Raw genomic sequence first — 17,443 nt, forward strand, 5'->3', positions numbered from 1 at the left:
TTTTACACTTTTTTACAAGAATAATTAAAAAAAATATTTGACAAATACCAAAAAATGTTATATTAATTTATTAACGAACATGTTCACGAGAACAAAGGTAGGTGTAAAGTGGTTACTCAAGCAGAGTTAGCTAAAATATTAGGAATAACAAGAACAACAGTAGCAAGGGCTTTAAATGGGAGTAAAAATATAAAGATAGAAACAAAAGAACGGGTATTAAAGTTAGCAAATGAAATGGGGTATGAGAAAAACTACTTAGGGAGTTCGTTAGCAATAAAAGAGAAAAAAACTATAGTAGCTATTATAGTAAGATCAATTAATGAAGAATATTCTAAAAAGTTAAAAAGTGGATTAAAAGATTTTCAAGAAGAAGTAAAAGCGTATGGAATAAAAATTAAAGTTTTAGAAGTAGATATAAATGACAGTGAAGGTCAAATTGAACTTTTAAAAAAATCTTTAGAAAAAAAAATCCATGGTTTAATAATAATTCCATTAGATAGAGAAAAAATAATTAAAATATTACAGCCAATAAAAAGTGATTTGAAAATTGTTTCTATAGGAAAGCAACTTTTTGAAGAGGATACGTATATAGACTCAAAGTATGAGAAATCAGGAAGAATAGCAGCTAACGTATTATCAAGTGTAGTTGGAATTGATAAAAAAATATTAGTTATAGATGCTGGAGATGATTTAATTTCATCAAAAATATATTTAAAAGGTGTCTCAGAAAAATTAAAAGAGTTAGATAGAAAGTTTCAGGGACCAATAAAAATCAAAAAGTTATTAGAAGATAAAAATCAAATTTTAGATTATCTTTCAAATGATATAGAAGGAATATATATAAATAGATATGCTCCGGAAGTAATAGAATATCTTGGGGAGATAGGAAAAGATAACTATAAATTTGTAACAAATGGTTTTAATGAAAAAATACGGGGATTAATTGAAAATGATAAAGTTGTAGCAACTGTATCAGAAGATTTCTATAACCAAGGATACATAGCAGGAAAAAAAATTTTTGAAGCATTATATAAAACAAGTTTAAAAAGATCTCATGAATATCAAACTAAAATAGATATACTTTTTAAAGAAAGTTTGGATTAAATTTGAGATTATTATATAAAAATCAAAAGTAAATTCTAAGGGAGGAAATTTCAATGAAAAGAGTGTTAAAAGTAGCTGGATTAACGTTAGTTTTTGGAATGGTAGCATTTGGGGCAAACGAAAAGGTTTATAAATTAAAAATGGGATTAGTAGCAAATACAAGCTCAAATGAATACAAAGCAGCAGAGTATTTAGCAAATAATTTAAAAGAAAAGTCAAATGGTCAAATTATAGTAGAGTTATATCCAGGGGCTCAACTTGGAGATGACAGATCAATGCTAGAACAATTATCAGCAGGAGTTTTAGATATGGGGTTTGCTGAAATTGGAAGATTTAATATATTTTTTCCAGAGGCTCAAGTATATTCATTACCTTATGTAATCCAAGATTTTGATCATATGAAAAAAGCAACATTTGATACAGAGTTTGGAAAGAATTTACAGAAGAAAATAAGTGATAATTTAAATATAGAAATTTTATCACAAGCTTATAACGGGACAAGACAGACTACAACAAATAGACCAATAAACAGTATTGAAGATATGAAAGGATTAAAGTTAAGAGTACCAAAAGCTGATGCAAATTTAGAGTATGCTAAAAATACAGGAGCATCTCCAACACCAATGGCATTCTCAGAAGTATACTTAGCATTACAAACGAATTCAGTTGATGGACAAGAGAATCCATTATCAGCAATTAGAGCTCAAAAGTTCTATGAAGTTCAAAAATATTTAGCAATGACAAATCATATATTAAATGACCAACTATATTTAATTAGTAATTCAAGTATGAAAAAATTACCAAAAAATTTACAAGAATTAGTAAAACAAGAATCTGAAGTAGCAGCACAATATCATACAAAGTTATTTATGGAAGAGGAAGCGGGACTAATCGATTTCTTTAAAGAACAGGGTGTTACAGTTACAAATCCTAATTTAGATCCATTTAGAACAGCAATGCAACCATTCTATGAAGTTTATATGAAAAATAATGGAAAAGTTGGTAAAGAAGGATTAGAAGAGATTATAGCAGTTAAATAGAGAGTTATAATATAGGAGTTGGATATGAATATAAAACGAATTTTAGATAACTTAGAGGAAATTGTGGGAGCTATACTTTTTATAATGATGTTTGCAATACTTGTAGCTCAAATTATTTTTAGACAAATATTTGATTCTCCTCTGGTTTGGAGTGAAGAGTTAGCTATCTTATTATTTACATATGTGGGAATGCTAGGAGTAAGTATAGGAATAAAATATAGACAGCATGTATTTATAGATTTTCTATATAATAAATTTTCAGGAAAAGGGTTAAAAATAGCTAATACATTTATTCAATCAGTTGTTTTTATATCATTAGTTGCGATGATTCAAATAGGTTATAAATTATTTTTAAGAAAAAAAATATTTCAATTGATAGCATTGAAGATATCAGCAGGCTGGATGTATGGAGCTCTTCCTTTAATAGCAACATTGATGTTAATCCGATTTTTTCAGGTTCTTAGAGAAGACTATAAAGAGGGAAAGTTTATTATATCTCCTAAACATATAGAGACTGAAAGTGATGAAAAGGTGGTGAGTAAAGAATGTTAACATTAGTAACGTTTTTATCATGGTTTGGGTTAATATTCGTTGGAGTTCCTGTTGGGTTCTCATTAGTATTTGCCACATTGTTGTTCTTTGCACTTACAGATTGGAATGTAGTCTATTTTGTAGGTTCACTTTTAGTCGATAGTTTAGATAGCTTTAGTTTATTGAGTGTTCCATTCTTTGTTTTAACTGGAGTTTTGATGAATAGTTCTGGAATAACAGAGAGAATATTTAGGTTTGCTAAGGCTTTATTGGGGCATTATACAGGCGGTATGGGACATGTAAATATATTTGCAAGCTTAATATTTTCAGGAATGTCAGGATCTGCTCTAGCTGATGCAGGAGGATTAGGACAACTTGAAATAAAAGCAATGAGAGATGAAGGATATGATGATGATTTATGTGGAGGATTAACAGCAGCTTCATGTATAATTGGACCATTAGTTCCTCCAAGTATAACAATGATTATATATGGAGTTATAGCAGATCAATCTATTGCGAGGTTATTTTTAGGTGGATTTGTTCCTGGAATAATTTTAACTTTTGCTCTTATGATAATGAACTATTTTATTTGTAAAAAAAGAGGTTACAAAAGAGCTCCTAAAGCAACAATGCAAGAAAGATGGATATCATTTAAAGAGTCATTTTGGGCATTATTAACACCATTTATAATAATAGGTGGAATTTTCTCAGGATATTTTACACCAACAGAAGCAGCGGTAATAGCAACTTGTTATTCAATGGGATTAGGATTCTTTGTATATAAAGAGTTAACTATGAAAGGCTTTGTTAAAGATGTTATAGAAACTATAAAAATAAGTGGTGTAACAGTTTTAATGATTATGGGAGTTACTTTCTTTGGTCAAGTTATAGCAAGAGAACAAATTTCAATGAAAATAGCTGAAGTATTTTTAACATTTGGAAAATCACCATTAATGGTTTTAGTAATGATAAATTTACTATTAATTTTCTTAGGAACATTTATAGAGGCACTAGCTTTACAAGTTTTAGTTCTTCCGATGTTGATACCAGTGGTAGTTCAATTTGGAATAGATCCAGTATTCTTTGGAGTTTTAAGTACTTTAAATTTAATGATAGGAATTTTGACACCACCAATGGGAATGGCTTTGTTCGTTGTTTCAAGAGTTGGGAAAATACCTGTCAGTACAATAACCCGAGGAGTAATTCCGTTATTAATACCAATAATATTAACATTAGTTTTATTAACAATATTTCCACAAATTGTTTTATTTGTACCTAACTTAATATTAGGAGCTTGATAGAATATGCCTAATATTGATTTGCCATTAGATGAATTAAAAAAATATAGAGGAACCAATCCAACTCCTTTAAATATGTTTGAATTTTGGCAAGAATCATTAGATGAATTGAGAGAAACTGAAGCAGGAGTAGTAATTACTCCTGCAGAGTTTCAAACACCATTATGTGATTGTTACGATTTAACATTTAAAGGGATTGATAATGAAAAAATTTATGTAAAAATGTTATTGCCTAAAAATATATCAAAGCCAGTACCAGCATTAGTAGAATTTCATGGATATGGAGGAAATGGTGGAGATTGGTCGAGAAGAATGGTATATCCAGCATCAGGAATTGCCTATTTTGCTATGGATTGTAGAGATCAAATGGGAAAAAGTGGTGATGAATACTTTAGAACAGGAAATTTAGTTAGAGGTTTGTTAGAGGGACCTAAAAAAAGTTACTATAGAAAAGTTTATTTAGATGCAGTGAGATTATTAGATATTATTTTTCAAATGAAAGATGTTGACAGAACACGTATATCAACTTTAGGTTATTCTCAAGGTGGAGCAATCTCTTTAGTTTCAGCAGCTTTAGAAAATAGGGTATTTAAAGTATTTGCAGTTTATCCATATTTATCAGATTTTAAGAGAGTTTGGAATTTAGATTTAGGAGATTTTGCATACCAAGAATTAAGAGATTTTTTTAGATGGTATGATCCGCAACATAAAAATGAAAATAAGTTCTTTGAAACACTAGGATATATAGATGTAAAAAACTTTGTAGAAAATATAAAGGGAGAGGTGACAATGGTAACTGGATTAATGGATAGAATATGCCCACCATCAACACAATTTGCAGTTTATAATAATATAAAAAGTAAAAAAGAGCATATTATTTACCCAGATTTTGGTCACGAGAACATTAACGGACTAGAAGATCTAATTTATCAGTGGGCCTTAAACTTATTAAAATAAAAAACTTGGAGGAAAAAATGAAAGGTATTTATTCAGCATTACTAATCTCTTTTGACGAAAATGGAAACTTAGATGAAAAAGGAACAAGAAATATTGTAAGATACAATATTGATGAAATGAAAGTGGATGGATTATATGTAGGTGGAAGTACTGGTGAAAACTTTATGATTTCAACAGAAATGAAGAAAAGAATTTTTGAAATTGTAAAAGATGAGGCAAAAGATGCAGTAAAATTAATTGCACAAGTAGGATCAATTAATTTATATGAAGCTGTTGAATTGGGAAAATATGCAACTGAATTAGGATATGATTCATTATCAGCAGTAACACCATTTTACTATAAGTTTGATTTTGAAGAGATTAAAAATTACTATATGACAATAGTAAATGAAACTAATAATAATATGATAATCTATTCAATTCCTTTTTTAACTGGAGTTAATATGAATGTTGAGCAATTTGGAGAGTTACTTTGTCACGATAAAATTATTGGAATTAAGTTTACAGCAGGAGACTTCTATCTTTTAGAAAGAGTTAGAAAAGCTTTCCCTCATAAATTAATTTATGCAGGATTCGATGAGATGTTATTACCAGCAGTAGCATTAGGTGTAGATGGAGCAATAGGAAGTACATATAATGTAACAGGAAAAATAGCTAGAGAAGTTTTTGATGCAACAAAAGCGGGAGATTTAGTTACTGCAAGAGAAAGACAAACTTATTTAAATGATATAATTGAGGCAATTTTAGGAAATGGACTTTACCAAACAATAAAGGAAATTTTAAAGTTAAAAGGTGTAGATGCAATAGGATACTGTAGATTACCAATGAAAAAATTATCAGCAAAAAAAATTGAAGCAGCAAAAGAGATTGGAAGAAACTTTTTATAGGAGACAAACAATGAATATAATAGCCATAGATATTGGAGGAACAGAGATAAAATATGGCTTAGTTAGTTTAAGAGGAGAAGTTACATTCTCCTCTTCTTTACTAACTGAGGCTTCAAAAGGTGTAGAGCAATTATTAGAAAAAATTTTTAAAATAGTTGAAAAACTAAAAGATGGGAAAACTGTAGGAATAGGTGTATCTGCTACAGGACAAATAGATGGAAGAATAGGAAAAGTTGTAGGTGGAACAAACTTAATTCCAGGATGGATAGGAACAAATTTGGTAGAAATATTAGAGAGAAAATATAAAGTCCCAGCAGTTTTAGAAAATGATGTAAATTGTGCGGCTCTAGGTGAAATGTGGATGGGAGCAGCAAAAGGAAAAGAAAACTTTTTATGCCTTACAATAGGAACAGGAATAGGCGGAGGAATCGTTTTAAAAGGTGAGCTTTTAAGAGGAGAAAGTAGTATTGCGGCAGAATTTGGACATATACAGATTGTAAAAAATGGAGTGGAGTGTGGTTGTGGAAGTAAAGGATGTTATCAAAGTTATGCATCAACTACAGCACTTTTAAAATTAGCAGAAGAAAAAATTGGTAAAAAATTAAATGGAAAAGAAATATTTGATGAAGTTCATAAAAATAATATAAAGTATAAAGAAATTGTTGATGAATGGGCTGATTATTTTACTGATGGATTAGCAACTTTAATCTACATATTTAATCCTTCACTTATAATTATTGGGGGTGGAGTATCTAAACAAGGTAATTTTCTAAAAGAAATTTTTCGGAAAAGTTTAGAAAAAAAAGTAATGAAAAATTATTTGGATATTCTTGAAATAAAAATGGCTGAAATGGGCAATGATGCAGGAATGTTAGGAGCATCGTATTTACTTTTAGAAAAAATAAAATAAAAAACTTCAAAAAAACTATTGACAAAAAAAAGTTTTCATTTTACAATTAATCTCATATAACAGTAAAAAATTGAATAGAAAATCGGATGAAGGTATAGGGAGAGCGCCAATTTGGCCACCGAAGAAGTGAATCTTTCAGGTTAGTTGAAAAACTTGAGGACCTATACTGGACGAGCCTCTGGAGAGACTCTATGAGCACCGAAGGAGCAAACCCAAATATAAATTATATTTGGACTAAACTCTCAGGTAAAAGGACAGAGGAATTATGCAATAAAAGTTTTTTTGTATTAAACTATTTTTTGTGTATAATTCTTTTTTAATTCCAGAAGGTATTTTTTGAAATACCTTCTTTTTTTATTCAATTTTGCATTTAAAAAAATAGGAGGAAATTAAAATGCAAGATTTCGTAATGAGTATTAATAGTTTTTTATGGGGAAATTTTTTAATTATTTTATTAATGGGAACAGGGATATATTTTACTTTAAAGTTAAATTTTATTCAGATTAGAAAATTTGGAGAAGGAATAAAACATGTAACTGGGTCAATAAATTTAAATGGAAAAGCAGCAGATAAAAATGGTATGTCATCATTTCAAGCTTTAGCTACAGCAGTAGCAGCTCAGGTAGGAACAGGAAACTTAGCAGGGGCAGCTACAGCAATAGCTTCAGGAGGACCAGGAGCAATATTTTGGATGTGGGCGAGTGCATTCTTCGGGATGGCAACAGTTTACGTAGAAGCAATATTAGGACAAGTTTTTAAAAGAAGAGTAGATGGTCAAATAACAGGGGGACCAGCATACTATATTGAAAACTCTATTAAAAATAAAAAAATTGCAAAAGGGTTATCATATTTCTTTGCAGTAGCTTGTATAGCAGCTTTAGGATTAATGGGAAATGCAGTTCAAGCAAATTCAATATCAGCAGCTTTTAATAAAGCTTTTGGTGTATCACCAGCTCTTGTTGGAATTATTGTATCTGTTTTAGCAGGATTTGTTTTCTTTGGTGGAATAAAAAGAATAGCTTCTGTAACTGAAAAAATAGTACCTATTATGGCTGGATTATATATAGCAGCATGTATTGTAATAATAGTAATAAATTATCAAGAAGTAATTCCAGCTATAACATCTATTTTCTATTCAGCATTTAATCCACAAGCAGCACTTGGAGGAGCTATGGGAGTATCAGTAAAACAAGCTGTAAGATATGGGGTTGCAAGAGGTTTATTTTCAAATGAAGCAGGAATGGGATCAACACCGCATGCTCATGCAATAGCAAAAGTATCACATCCAGGAGAACAAGGAATTGTAGCAGTAATAACTGTATTTATAGATACTTTTGTGGTATTAACAGGAACAGCACTTGTAATTCTAACATCAAAAGTTTCATTGACATCGGGAGCAGGAATTGTTTTAACTCAAGGAGCATTTAGTGAAACATTAGGAGTATTTGGAGATACCTTTATTGCAATCTGTTTATTATTCTTTGCTTTCTCTACAATTGTAGGATGGTATTTCTTTGGAGAAGCTAATGTTAGATATATCTTTAAGAGTAAAAAATCAGTTAATGTATACAGAGCAATAGTTATGATAATGATTGTTATTGGATCAATGATGAAAGTAGAATTAGTATGGGAATTAGCTGATATGTTTAATGGAATGATGGTTTTACCAAATTTAATAGCACTTTTATCATTAGGTAAATATGCAAGAAGTGCTATGAAAGAATATGATAAAATTCCTGAAGAAAAAGTAAAAGAAATTATAGCTTAAAAATTGAGTGAAAAATGAGAAAAAAGTGATTAAAATTAGTATTAAATGTATTTTTTTATTGACATAAAATAGTAGTATACAGTATAATTCATATAAGATTATTAATTAAGAAGGGTGGATTATATGAAAAAATTTATAATGTCAATGTTGGTAGTTTTATCAGCAGTAGCTTTTGGAGCTGAAGTAAAAGAAGGAACTGGATTAGGATATGCAGATGATATAAAAGTGGCAGTAACAATGGACGGAGACAAAATTGTTGCAATTGAAGTAAAAGAGAATAGCGACACTCCAGGAATTGCAAATCCAGCAATTGAGCAATTAACAAAGAAGGTTATAGAGGCACAATCATCTCAAGTAGATACAGTAGCAGGAGCTACATACACTTCTGAGGGATTCTTAGAAGCAGTAAATAACGCAACAGGAAAGTAATTGATTAATTAATAAAGCTGAGATTTAATCTCAGCTTTTTTTTATAAAAAATTCAGGGGAGAGAACATGAAAAGAAGTACATTAGTAATTTTAGGTACAGTAGCATTATCAGTTTTAAGTTTTTCACAAGAGGGAATGGGAAGAAATAACAAAAAAAGTAGAGTAGATTATTCTAAAGAAAATTTAGTAGGAGTAGATACATATAGTTTTCATGAAGAGGAAAGATTAAAAAATAGTGGATCAACAGGATTTTTAGAAATAGGAATGGATACGATGATTTTTGAGAGATCTGTGGATGAAAAAAATAGAGTAGAACCATATTTAGGATTTGAATTTTTTCCTTTTGAAAATTCAAATTTTTATATAGATGGAAAAACATCATATAGACACGAATATAGTAGTTCTGAAAAAAGATATAATAAAACAATGGTAGAGCTTTATGGAGGATCTGTATATAGAAATGGTAAATTTTTCCTGAACTATAAATTAGGAATCAGACAAGATGAGCTTAAACATACAAAAGTTCAACACTCGACAACACTAAGATTTATTCCAAAGGCAACATATGATTTTACAGATAAATTTGGTTGGTATTTAAAAGGAGCTGTAGGATATGCAAAAGTTAAAGGAGACGAAAGAGATCAAATAACTCAAGCTTTTAACTTACCATTTCAAAATGAAGATTATGTAAATAAAATAGAAACAGGATTAAGTTATAGAGTAAACAAAACAAAATTATCTTTAGGTGTTGCAAATAAATCTAAAGATGAATATGCTGGTGAAAATATAAGATGGTCTTATTTAGCTAAAGTTGATCATAACTTATATACTACAAAAACTTTACAAGTAAGACCATATGTTTGGGGATTTTTAAATCCTGAAGTTGAAACAGGTGGAAATAAGAATAGAACAACATTTCATAATGAATTAGGAGCAATGATTGGAACAAGAGCTATTTGGAATCCAATGGTTGATTTTTCTATAACAGCTGATGTAGTTTATTTAGCTCAATATAAAAATGTTTCAAATAATGGACAACCGTCAGGTGGAAATAATAGTAAATCAACTGGAAAGCCTGGAAGTGGTTCTGGTGGAGGAAACTCTGGTGGAGGAAATGGAGGTGGTTCTGGTAGCGGAGGTGGATCTGGAACAGGACCTGGAAGTGGAACAGGTGGAGGATCAAAAAGTATAAAAAGATCAGTAGAAGAATCTGTAATAATAAGATTAGGATTTAAAAAGTATTTTTAAAAATAGATAAATATTTGATATAATAACCTTAATAAAATATAAGAGGTGTTAACTTATGAAGAGGTTATTAATTATTGAGGATGAAAAAGAATTGGCTCTCTCTTTAGAGAGTCATTTTTTTAATCTAAATATAGAGATAAAAATTGCATTAAACGGAGAGGAAGGAATAAAATATTTTGAAAGTTTTAAACCAGATTTAGTACTTTTAGATGTTAATTTACCTCTTAAAAATGGTTGGGAAGTTTGTGAATATATTAGAAAAAAGTCTGAAGTTCCAATAATAATGATGACAGCTAGAGATTCGGAATTAGATGAAATTCATGGACTAGAGATAGGAGCAGATGATTATATTATTAAACCATTTAGTATAAATGTTCTTTCAACTAAAATAAAAAAATATTTAAAATTAAATATTCAACAAGAGTATATATATAAAGAGATGGAGTATTCATTTAAAGATGAGATATTAAAAATAAAAAGTGAAAGAGTTAATATTTCAACAAGAGAAAAGAATTTATTAGAATATTTTATAAAAAATAAAAATAAACCCTTAAGTAGAAATAATATTTTATTAGAAATTTGGGGGATAGATAATGAGTTTGATGAGAGAGCTTCAGATACACTTGTTAAAAGATTAAGAAAAAAATTAGGGGATTATGACGAATTAATTGGGACAGTAAGAGGAGTGGGGTATATCTTTGAAGAGAGGTAGTTTATCGACTAAAATATTTATATATTCAGCATTAATTATAATGATTGCAATGAGTATAAGTTATACTATAAGTATATTTTTTTTAGAGTCTCACTTTATATCTGAAAGAAAAGAAGAGTTTCCAAAAATAGCGAGAGAACTTGAGTATTTAATATTAAATAATAAAAAATTAGATTTGGAAAATTATATCAAAAATTTAAAAGAAAAAAAAGATATAACAGTTCTAATTATGGCTGAAGGAGAAAAAAAGTGGGTAAATAATAGAGGCGGAAGTGGAAGTGGTTTTTTAATTGAAAATTTAGAGAGTAAAAAATTTTTTATAAAAAATCAAAGATTAACAGAGGCTAAAATTTTATTATATAATGAAAAAATTCAAAATAGATGGATATCAATAAGAACGTCATTATCTATTTTAAATTATTATAAAAAAGAGATTGGTTATTTTAATTTACTTGGTGCATTTATAGCAATTTTTATAAGTTTAATTTTTGCTAAACTTTTTTCTAAAAATTTTGTAAGAGATATAGAAATATTACAAAATAATACAAAAGAGATATCAAAATTAAAATTTAAATCTAACTTAGAAATTAAAAGAGACGATGAATTAGGGGAACTTAGTGAAAATATAAAGGTAATGAGTGAAAAATTAGAAGTAGCAATTAATGATTTAGAATCTTTTATTTCTAATACATCTCATGAATTAAAAACTCCAATTACAATAATTTCATCTAAAGTTCAAGTTTTAATGAAAAATGAAAATATAGATTTAGAGACATTAGAAACTTATAAAACTATACTAAGAGAGAGCTATTATACTAAAGAGTTAATCTCAAAGTTATTGATTTTATCAAAATTAGATGTTTTAAAAAATATAAAAAATGAAGAGATTGATTTAAGAGAGTTAACTTTAAGAATAGTAGAACGTTATGACTATATAGAACTTTCTAAAAATCTAATAGTTAATTTAGATATTGATAAAATAAAAGTTTATACAGATAAAGAATTTTTACAAATTGCATTGGAGAATATAATTCAAAATAGTCTAAAGTACTCTGAAGATGATAAAGAGGTAAATATAGAGTTAAAAAATAATATTTTAAAAGTAACAAATAAAATGTTACCTAATAAAAATATGGATTTAGAAAAAATATTTATTCCTTTTAATAGAGGAGAAAACTTTTCAAGAATAGATGGAAATGGTTTAGGTTTAACTTTAGTAAAAAAAATATTTTTATTATTAAATATAAAATATGAAGTTTATATAAAAAATGAAACTTTTAATTTTATAGTTTATTTAAAATAAAAACTCGGAAAATTTTCCGAGTTTTTTAAATTAACCAAGTTTGATAGTTATAAATAGCGTAATCTGTAATAGTGTTATAGTACTTAAATACAAGATAACTACAAAGTATAATGAAAGAAAGATATTTTAAATACTTATTAGATATATTAAATATAATAAAAGGGATTCCAATAAAAATACCTAATCTAAAATAATCTAAAACTCTTAAAATAATGGCAAAACGATAAAAAGAAATAAAAATAAAAAGTGCAAAAATATTTAGATTTAAAAGAACACTTTCTTTTTTAGTACTATTTTTAAAATAAAATAATAATATGGTAACAAAAATTAAAAGTTCTAAAAATTCATAAAAATTTCCATGTTCAATAATATGGCTATATCTATTTAAACGTTCACTTAAGCCTAAAAAAGATATATTAAGTTTAAAAATAATAAAAGATAATGGATTAATAATGAGAGATAAAATAAAAAGAAAACTTAAAGATTTTTTTGTAAATCGATAGTTTAATAAAAAATAAAGAGGATATAGAATAATAGCTGTTTTATGAAAGAAACAAGCTAAGGTAATTAAAAAAATATAAATAAATATTTTTCTTTCAATAATATACTTTAAACTTATCCAAAATATTATGATAGCAATAAAATTTCTAATGATAGTAAAATTATGCCAGTAGTAAAAAGTTGATAGATATATTAGAAAAGATAGTGTTGGGTATCTACTGTAGGATATAAAAAGTTTATAAATAATAAAATTAAATATAAAACTTAAAAAAAGAAGAAAAAAATTGTAATTTAAACCAAGAAATTTAGAGAAATCTCTGAGTAGAATAAAAAAGTATTCATATCCATATGGATTTTGAAAATATGGGAGTTCATAAAAATATTTATAAACATGATAGTCATATCCACCAACATTTATCCTAGTTCCGGTATATATAGACAATAGAAATACAGGCATAATGAGTAAAAATTTTTCGTAAGGGTCTTCAGTAAAAAATATAGTATAAAAAAGAAAGATTCCAAAGATTCCAAGAACAAAAATCATACCTCATCAACTCGTTCTTTTATAATAACACCAGTTAAAGAGACAAAAAGAGATGCAATAAAACCAAAAAATAAAATTAAGTACCGTTTATCGATAATTTCTATTGAATCAGCTTTTATTATTAAAGGAAAAGATTTAGTAGGATTTTCTAAAAGAGCTTTAAATTTAATTTCTTCATCTTTAGAGGTAGCATAAAGAAGTTTTTCATTTAAAAAATTTATATTTGTTATGACAACAAAATCTAAAAAGTTATTAACTTCATTTATTGGAAAATCTTTTAAAATGGATTTGCTGACAACTGTATAAATACCATTTCCTGCATTAAAAGATATTTTTAAAGAATCGCTATTAATTAAGCTTGGAATATATAAACCACCACTTCCAGGAGTTATGCTTTCGTAGGTTATAGTTTCGTTTATATCAACTTTTGTAATTTTTGTGGCACCTTCAGGTTCGATATAACGAAATAAAGCCTTAGCAGAATATGTAATTGGGCTAGTAAAATAAAAATAAGAAGTGAAAATTAATCCGATGATAAAAATAGAAAAAAATAAATATCTATGTGCATTAATAATCTTAAAAAAATCCTTAGACATTTAAACCTCCAGTATCCTTTTTAATATAATACTGTAAAAAATAAAAAAACCTCTTTACTAAAGAGGTTTTTAAACTAGAACGAATATTTTATTGCACCTGAATAAAACCAGTGATCTTTATTTCCATCTCCGCCTTTATCAGTATTATCATCTCTCCACTCATAGTTAACCTTAGCTATAAGTTCGATATTTTTAGTAATTTTATAGTGAGTATTAACTCCTAGCATATCCCTTTTAACCTCTTTTTTTGTACCATTTGTAGCAATTCTTTCACCATCAACTCCCCAGAAGAAGAAAGGTACAAGTTTTAGATTTCTAGTTGGTGAGTAGTGATATCTAAATCTTAATTGAGTATTATCAACATCATAATCAAATTTATTAACACCACTTGTATCATCAGATAAAGCAACTGATAAAGCATGTTTTCTATTGAAAGTATATCTAGTTCCACCTTCTAATCTATGTTTGTAACCATATTTATCGCCATTTTTCCAAGGATCTTTTAATTCCGTGTATGCCACAAATCCTCTAGAATATAAACTCCAATTTTTATTAAATGTATATGTGAATTTAGGATAGAATCTATACTCTTTAGCTGAATCCAATCCTTTATCATCATTATGGAAATCTGTATATTTTAAACCGATTTCAGGTCTAAACATAAGTTTTCCCCAAAGGTACATATTTTCAATGTAGAACTCTGACATTTCTCTAGTTTGCTCTTTCTTTTTAGAAGTTTTACTTTCATTAAAAACTCTATCGGCAAAACCAAACTTAAAAGCAAGTCCGTTATCTTTATTAGGTTTTAAAGTAAGACTAACATTACCTTCTCTAAAATTTCTAGAAGCTCCACCCTCTTCATAATCTTTAACTTTAAATCCAACTTCAATATCTCCACCCATTTTATCTAAATTAAAAGCTAAAACAGATGTATTAACTAATAAAAAAGATGAAAGAGCGAAGCAAGATATAATTTTATTATTCATAACCCCTCCAATATGTCAATATTATGTCATAATTATACTATTTTTTTTATTTTATGTCAACTTTGTGTCAAATAAAAAAAGACTTGATTTAACAAGTCTTAATTAAAAGGATACCAAAATCCTTTAAGTACATATATTTTTAAATAAATTGATACAACTAACATTAATCCCATTAATATAAGTGTAATAAAGTCAATAGAAGAATATTTTTGAGAACTATACCAAGTTCTTTTACTTTTATGACCAAATCCTCTTAGATCCATTGCATTAGAAACAACTTCAACCCTATTTAATGACGAAAGAACTAATGGGAATAAAATGGTATTATAATTTTTTAATCTTGTTATAATATTGGCATCTTCTTTTCTAAAAGCTACTCCTCTAGCTTCTTGAGCATGCATTATATTTTTAAATTCATCTCTTACATCTGGAATATATCTAAGTGCTATATTAATTGCATAAGCAACTTTGTAAGATACACCAATTTTATTTAAACTACTTGCAAATTTACTAGGATGAGTTGTAAATATAAACAGCATCATTATAGGAAAAATAGCTAAGTACTTCATTGATAAAGTAAGTGCAAACCAGATTGTTTCAGTAGAAAGCGTTATTCCTTTTATCGTTAAAATTGGAGTAGTAGTTCCTGTTAAAGTTGATCCATATTCAGGTGTTATAACTATTAAAAATAAAGAGTTCATAATAGTAAACATAACAATGAATATAAACAAAGGTTTTATTGATTTAAATGGAATTTTAGCAATATGTAATAGCCCCATTCCTACAATAAAAAACGTTAAAAACACTCTAAAATCATTAAATAAAAATACCGATGCTGTCCAAACAAGTAGTAATAAAAATTTTACACTTCCATCAATTTTATGTATTGGAGAGTTTTTATCAATATATAAAGTTCCAGCTCTTGACATTATCTCATCCCTCCTTGATTTTCAAAATTAATGAAAGAGTTCATAAGCATCTCAGGATCTAGGCCCATAATTTCTGCCATTTGAGATAAAGAAGTTTCTTTTAAATTAGACTTCTCCATTAATTCTTTTTCTCCTAAAATAATAGATGGAGAATTATTTGCTATAATTGTTCCATTACAAAGAACAATAGCTCTATTAGCATATTCAAGAGCTAAGTGCATATCATGAGTTATTAGAATAATTCCAACACCCTTATTAGCAATCTCTTTAATAAAGTTCATAAACTCTTTATATCTTTTATAATCTTGTCCTGCTGTAGGCTCATCTAAAATTAAAACTTCAGGCTCGAGAGCTAAAATAGCAGCTATAGTAAGTCTTTTTTTCTGACCATAACTTAAAGATGTAACAGGCCAATGTCTAAATTCATGTAAACCACAAATTTCTAAAGCTTTTTCAGCTTTTTCAGTAAAATCCTTAACTCCTCTTATTTTTAAACCAAACTGTACTTCTTCTAAAAGAGTTTCTTGTGTAATCATATGATTTGGATTTTGCATAACAAATCCAATTTTCTCTCCTCTTCTTTTAATACTATTTTTAATAATACTTTTTCCAAGAAAAATAATATCTCCAGAAGATTCTTTTTCAATACCTGTTACAACTTTACAAAGTGTTGATTTACCAGCACCATTATTTCCTAAAAGAGCAAGAATCTCTCCTCGATTAACAGAAAAATTAACATCTTTTAAGATTGGTTTACTCTCATCATAAGCAAATGAAAGATTTTGAACACTTAAAATATTATCTTTAAACTGTTTTTCTTTTAATTCTATTGAATCACACCAAGTTTTTACTTTTGTTATATTTTCATTAGTTCCAATTTTAGATATAGGATATATCGAATCTGTTTCTAAGTTTACGCCAGAATATTTTAAAGCTTCAATATAAAGAGGCTCTCTCAATCCATATTGTCTAAATATATCTTTTCTAAATAACTCTTCAGGAGTTCCATTAGCGACAACTTCGCCCTTACTTAAAATAATAACTCTATCAAACTCTTGTTCTAAAACGTCTTCAATTCTATGTTCAATAACAATAATTGTTTTTCCAGTTTTCTTTTGAATATCACAAATTAATTTCATAGCATGCTTCCCGCTATATGGATCTAAGTTAGCTAAAGGTTCATCAAAAAGTAATATTTCAGCAGGACTTCTCATTATTCCAGCTAATGATACAGATTGTTTTTGTCCACCAGAAAGTTCTTGAGGACTATGATTAATAAAACTCTCCATTCCAACTTCTTTTAATGCTTTCTCAGTGTTTTTAATCATTTCAGATTGAGGTATAAGATTATTCTCATCAATAAATGATACATCTTCCCCAACACTTAAACCTATAAATTGACCATCTTGGTCTTGTAAAACTGTTCCAACAAGGTTACTAATCTCAAAAATACTACTTTCATAAGGTTCAATATTTTTAACAGTTAAAGTACCTTTAAATCCACCCTCTTTTGAAAAAGGGACAATACCATTTAAACAACTACCTAAAGTAGACTTACCACTACCACTCGGCCCAGCAATCAGAACTTTTTCACCTTTTTTTATCTCTAAATTAATATTTTTTAAAGTTGGTTCTAATTGATTGATGTATTTAAAAGTAAAATCTTTAAATTCTACTACGTTACTCATCTATACTCCTTC

Annotated in this window: 15 protein-coding genes, 1 pseudogene and 1 riboswitch; of the genes and pseudogenes, 11 read left to right on the forward strand and 5 right to left on the reverse strand. The window is 27.8% G+C overall.

The features are described 5' to 3' along the window. Positions 1-108: 108 nt before the first annotated feature. From MKD34_RS11885 to MKD34_RS11940, 11 genes and pseudogenes are all read left to right on the forward strand, one after another. Entirely contained in the window at positions 109-1,104 is a 996-nt protein-coding gene (locus MKD34_RS11885) for a substrate-binding domain-containing protein (protein ID WP_240220640.1), read from the forward strand. Positions 1,105-1,157: 53 nt separating this feature from the next. Further along, entirely contained in the window at positions 1,158-2,144 is a 987-nt protein-coding gene (locus tag MKD34_RS11890; protein WP_407933866.1) for a sialic acid TRAP transporter substrate-binding protein SiaP, read from the forward strand. Between the two features lie 24 nt (positions 2,145-2,168). Next, positions 2,169-3,973, forward strand: a pseudogene (locus tag MKD34_RS11900) (TRAP transporter large permease). A gap of 6 nt (positions 3,974-3,979) precedes the next feature. After that, positions 3,980-4,930, forward strand: a complete 951-nt coding sequence (locus tag MKD34_RS11905) for an acetylxylan esterase (RefSeq protein ID WP_240220646.1) — start codon at positions 3,980-3,982, stop codon at positions 4,928-4,930. Between the two features lie 17 nt (positions 4,931-4,947). Beyond that, the gene (locus MKD34_RS11910) at positions 4,948-5,817 is read left to right on the forward strand and encodes an N-acetylneuraminate lyase (protein ID WP_266187668.1); all 870 of its coding nucleotides are present in this window, start codon (positions 4,948-4,950) and stop codon (positions 5,815-5,817) included. 10 nt (positions 5,818-5,827) lie between these two features. Continuing rightward, positions 5,828-6,727, forward strand: a complete 900-nt coding sequence (locus MKD34_RS11915) for an ROK family protein (RefSeq protein ID WP_240220648.1) — start codon at positions 5,828-5,830, stop codon at positions 6,725-6,727. 168 nt (positions 6,728-6,895) lie between these two features. Next, a riboswitch (glycine riboswitch) is annotated at positions 6,896-6,995 on the forward strand. A gap of 126 nt (positions 6,996-7,121) precedes the next feature. Beyond that, a complete protein-coding gene (locus MKD34_RS11920; protein ID WP_240220656.1) occupies positions 7,122-8,495 on the forward strand; it encodes an alanine/glycine:cation symporter family protein in 1,374 nt (457 codons plus the stop codon). A 123-nt stretch (positions 8,496-8,618) separates the two neighbouring features. After that, on the forward strand, positions 8,619-8,924 hold the full coding sequence (locus MKD34_RS11925; RefSeq protein ID WP_023049628.1) for an FMN-binding protein: 306 nt from the start codon (positions 8,619-8,621) through the stop codon (positions 8,922-8,924). Positions 8,925-8,990: 66 nt separating this feature from the next. Then, entirely contained in the window at positions 8,991-10,172 is a 1,182-nt protein-coding gene (locus tag MKD34_RS11930) for a hypothetical protein (protein ID WP_240220658.1), read from the forward strand. Positions 10,173-10,227: 55 nt separating this feature from the next. Then, positions 10,228-10,884 carry a response regulator transcription factor gene (locus MKD34_RS11935; RefSeq protein ID WP_240220660.1) on the forward strand — a complete coding sequence of 219 codons (657 nt, stop codon included), beginning with the start codon at positions 10,228-10,230 and terminating at the stop codon, positions 10,882-10,884. Further along, on the forward strand, positions 10,871-12,187 hold the full coding sequence (locus MKD34_RS11940) for a sensor histidine kinase (protein ID WP_240220661.1): 1,317 nt from the start codon (positions 10,871-10,873) through the stop codon (positions 12,185-12,187). Before MKD34_RS11935 ends, MKD34_RS11940 begins: the two co-directional genes overlap by 14 nt. Before the next feature lie 25 nt (positions 12,188-12,212). On the opposite strand, the gene MKD34_RS14155 is transcribed toward MKD34_RS11940, so the two are convergent. From MKD34_RS14155 to MKD34_RS11960, 5 genes are all read right to left on the reverse strand, one after another. After that, positions 12,213-13,232, reverse strand: coding sequence for an EpsG family protein (locus MKD34_RS14155; protein WP_366116871.1), 1,020 nt, complete (start codon positions 13,230-13,232; stop codon positions 12,213-12,215). Continuing rightward, on the reverse strand, positions 13,229-13,828 hold the full coding sequence (locus tag MKD34_RS11945; RefSeq protein ID WP_240220663.1) for a hypothetical protein: 600 nt from the start codon (positions 13,826-13,828) through the stop codon (positions 13,229-13,231). The genes MKD34_RS14155 and MKD34_RS11945 overlap by 4 nt, the downstream gene beginning before the upstream one ends. Before the next feature lie 74 nt (positions 13,829-13,902). Continuing rightward, positions 13,903-14,814: a hypothetical protein gene (locus MKD34_RS11950; RefSeq protein ID WP_240220665.1), complete on the reverse strand. Its 912-nt coding sequence runs from the start codon at positions 14,812-14,814 to the stop codon at positions 13,903-13,905. A gap of 98 nt (positions 14,815-14,912) precedes the next feature. Further along, the gene (locus MKD34_RS11955; RefSeq protein ID WP_240220667.1) at positions 14,913-15,743 is read right to left on the reverse strand and encodes an energy-coupling factor transporter transmembrane component T family protein; all 831 of its coding nucleotides are present in this window, start codon (positions 15,741-15,743) and stop codon (positions 14,913-14,915) included. Then, positions 15,743-17,431: an ABC transporter ATP-binding protein gene (locus MKD34_RS11960; RefSeq protein ID WP_240220669.1), complete on the reverse strand. Its 1,689-nt coding sequence runs from the start codon at positions 17,429-17,431 to the stop codon at positions 15,743-15,745. Before MKD34_RS11960 ends, MKD34_RS11955 begins: the two co-directional genes overlap by 1 nt. Positions 17,432-17,443 lie beyond the last annotated feature (12 nt).

The sequence above is a fragment of the Cetobacterium somerae genome (assembly GCF_022430525.1).
Lineage (GTDB): Bacteria > Fusobacteriota > Fusobacteriia > Fusobacteriales > Fusobacteriaceae > Cetobacterium_A.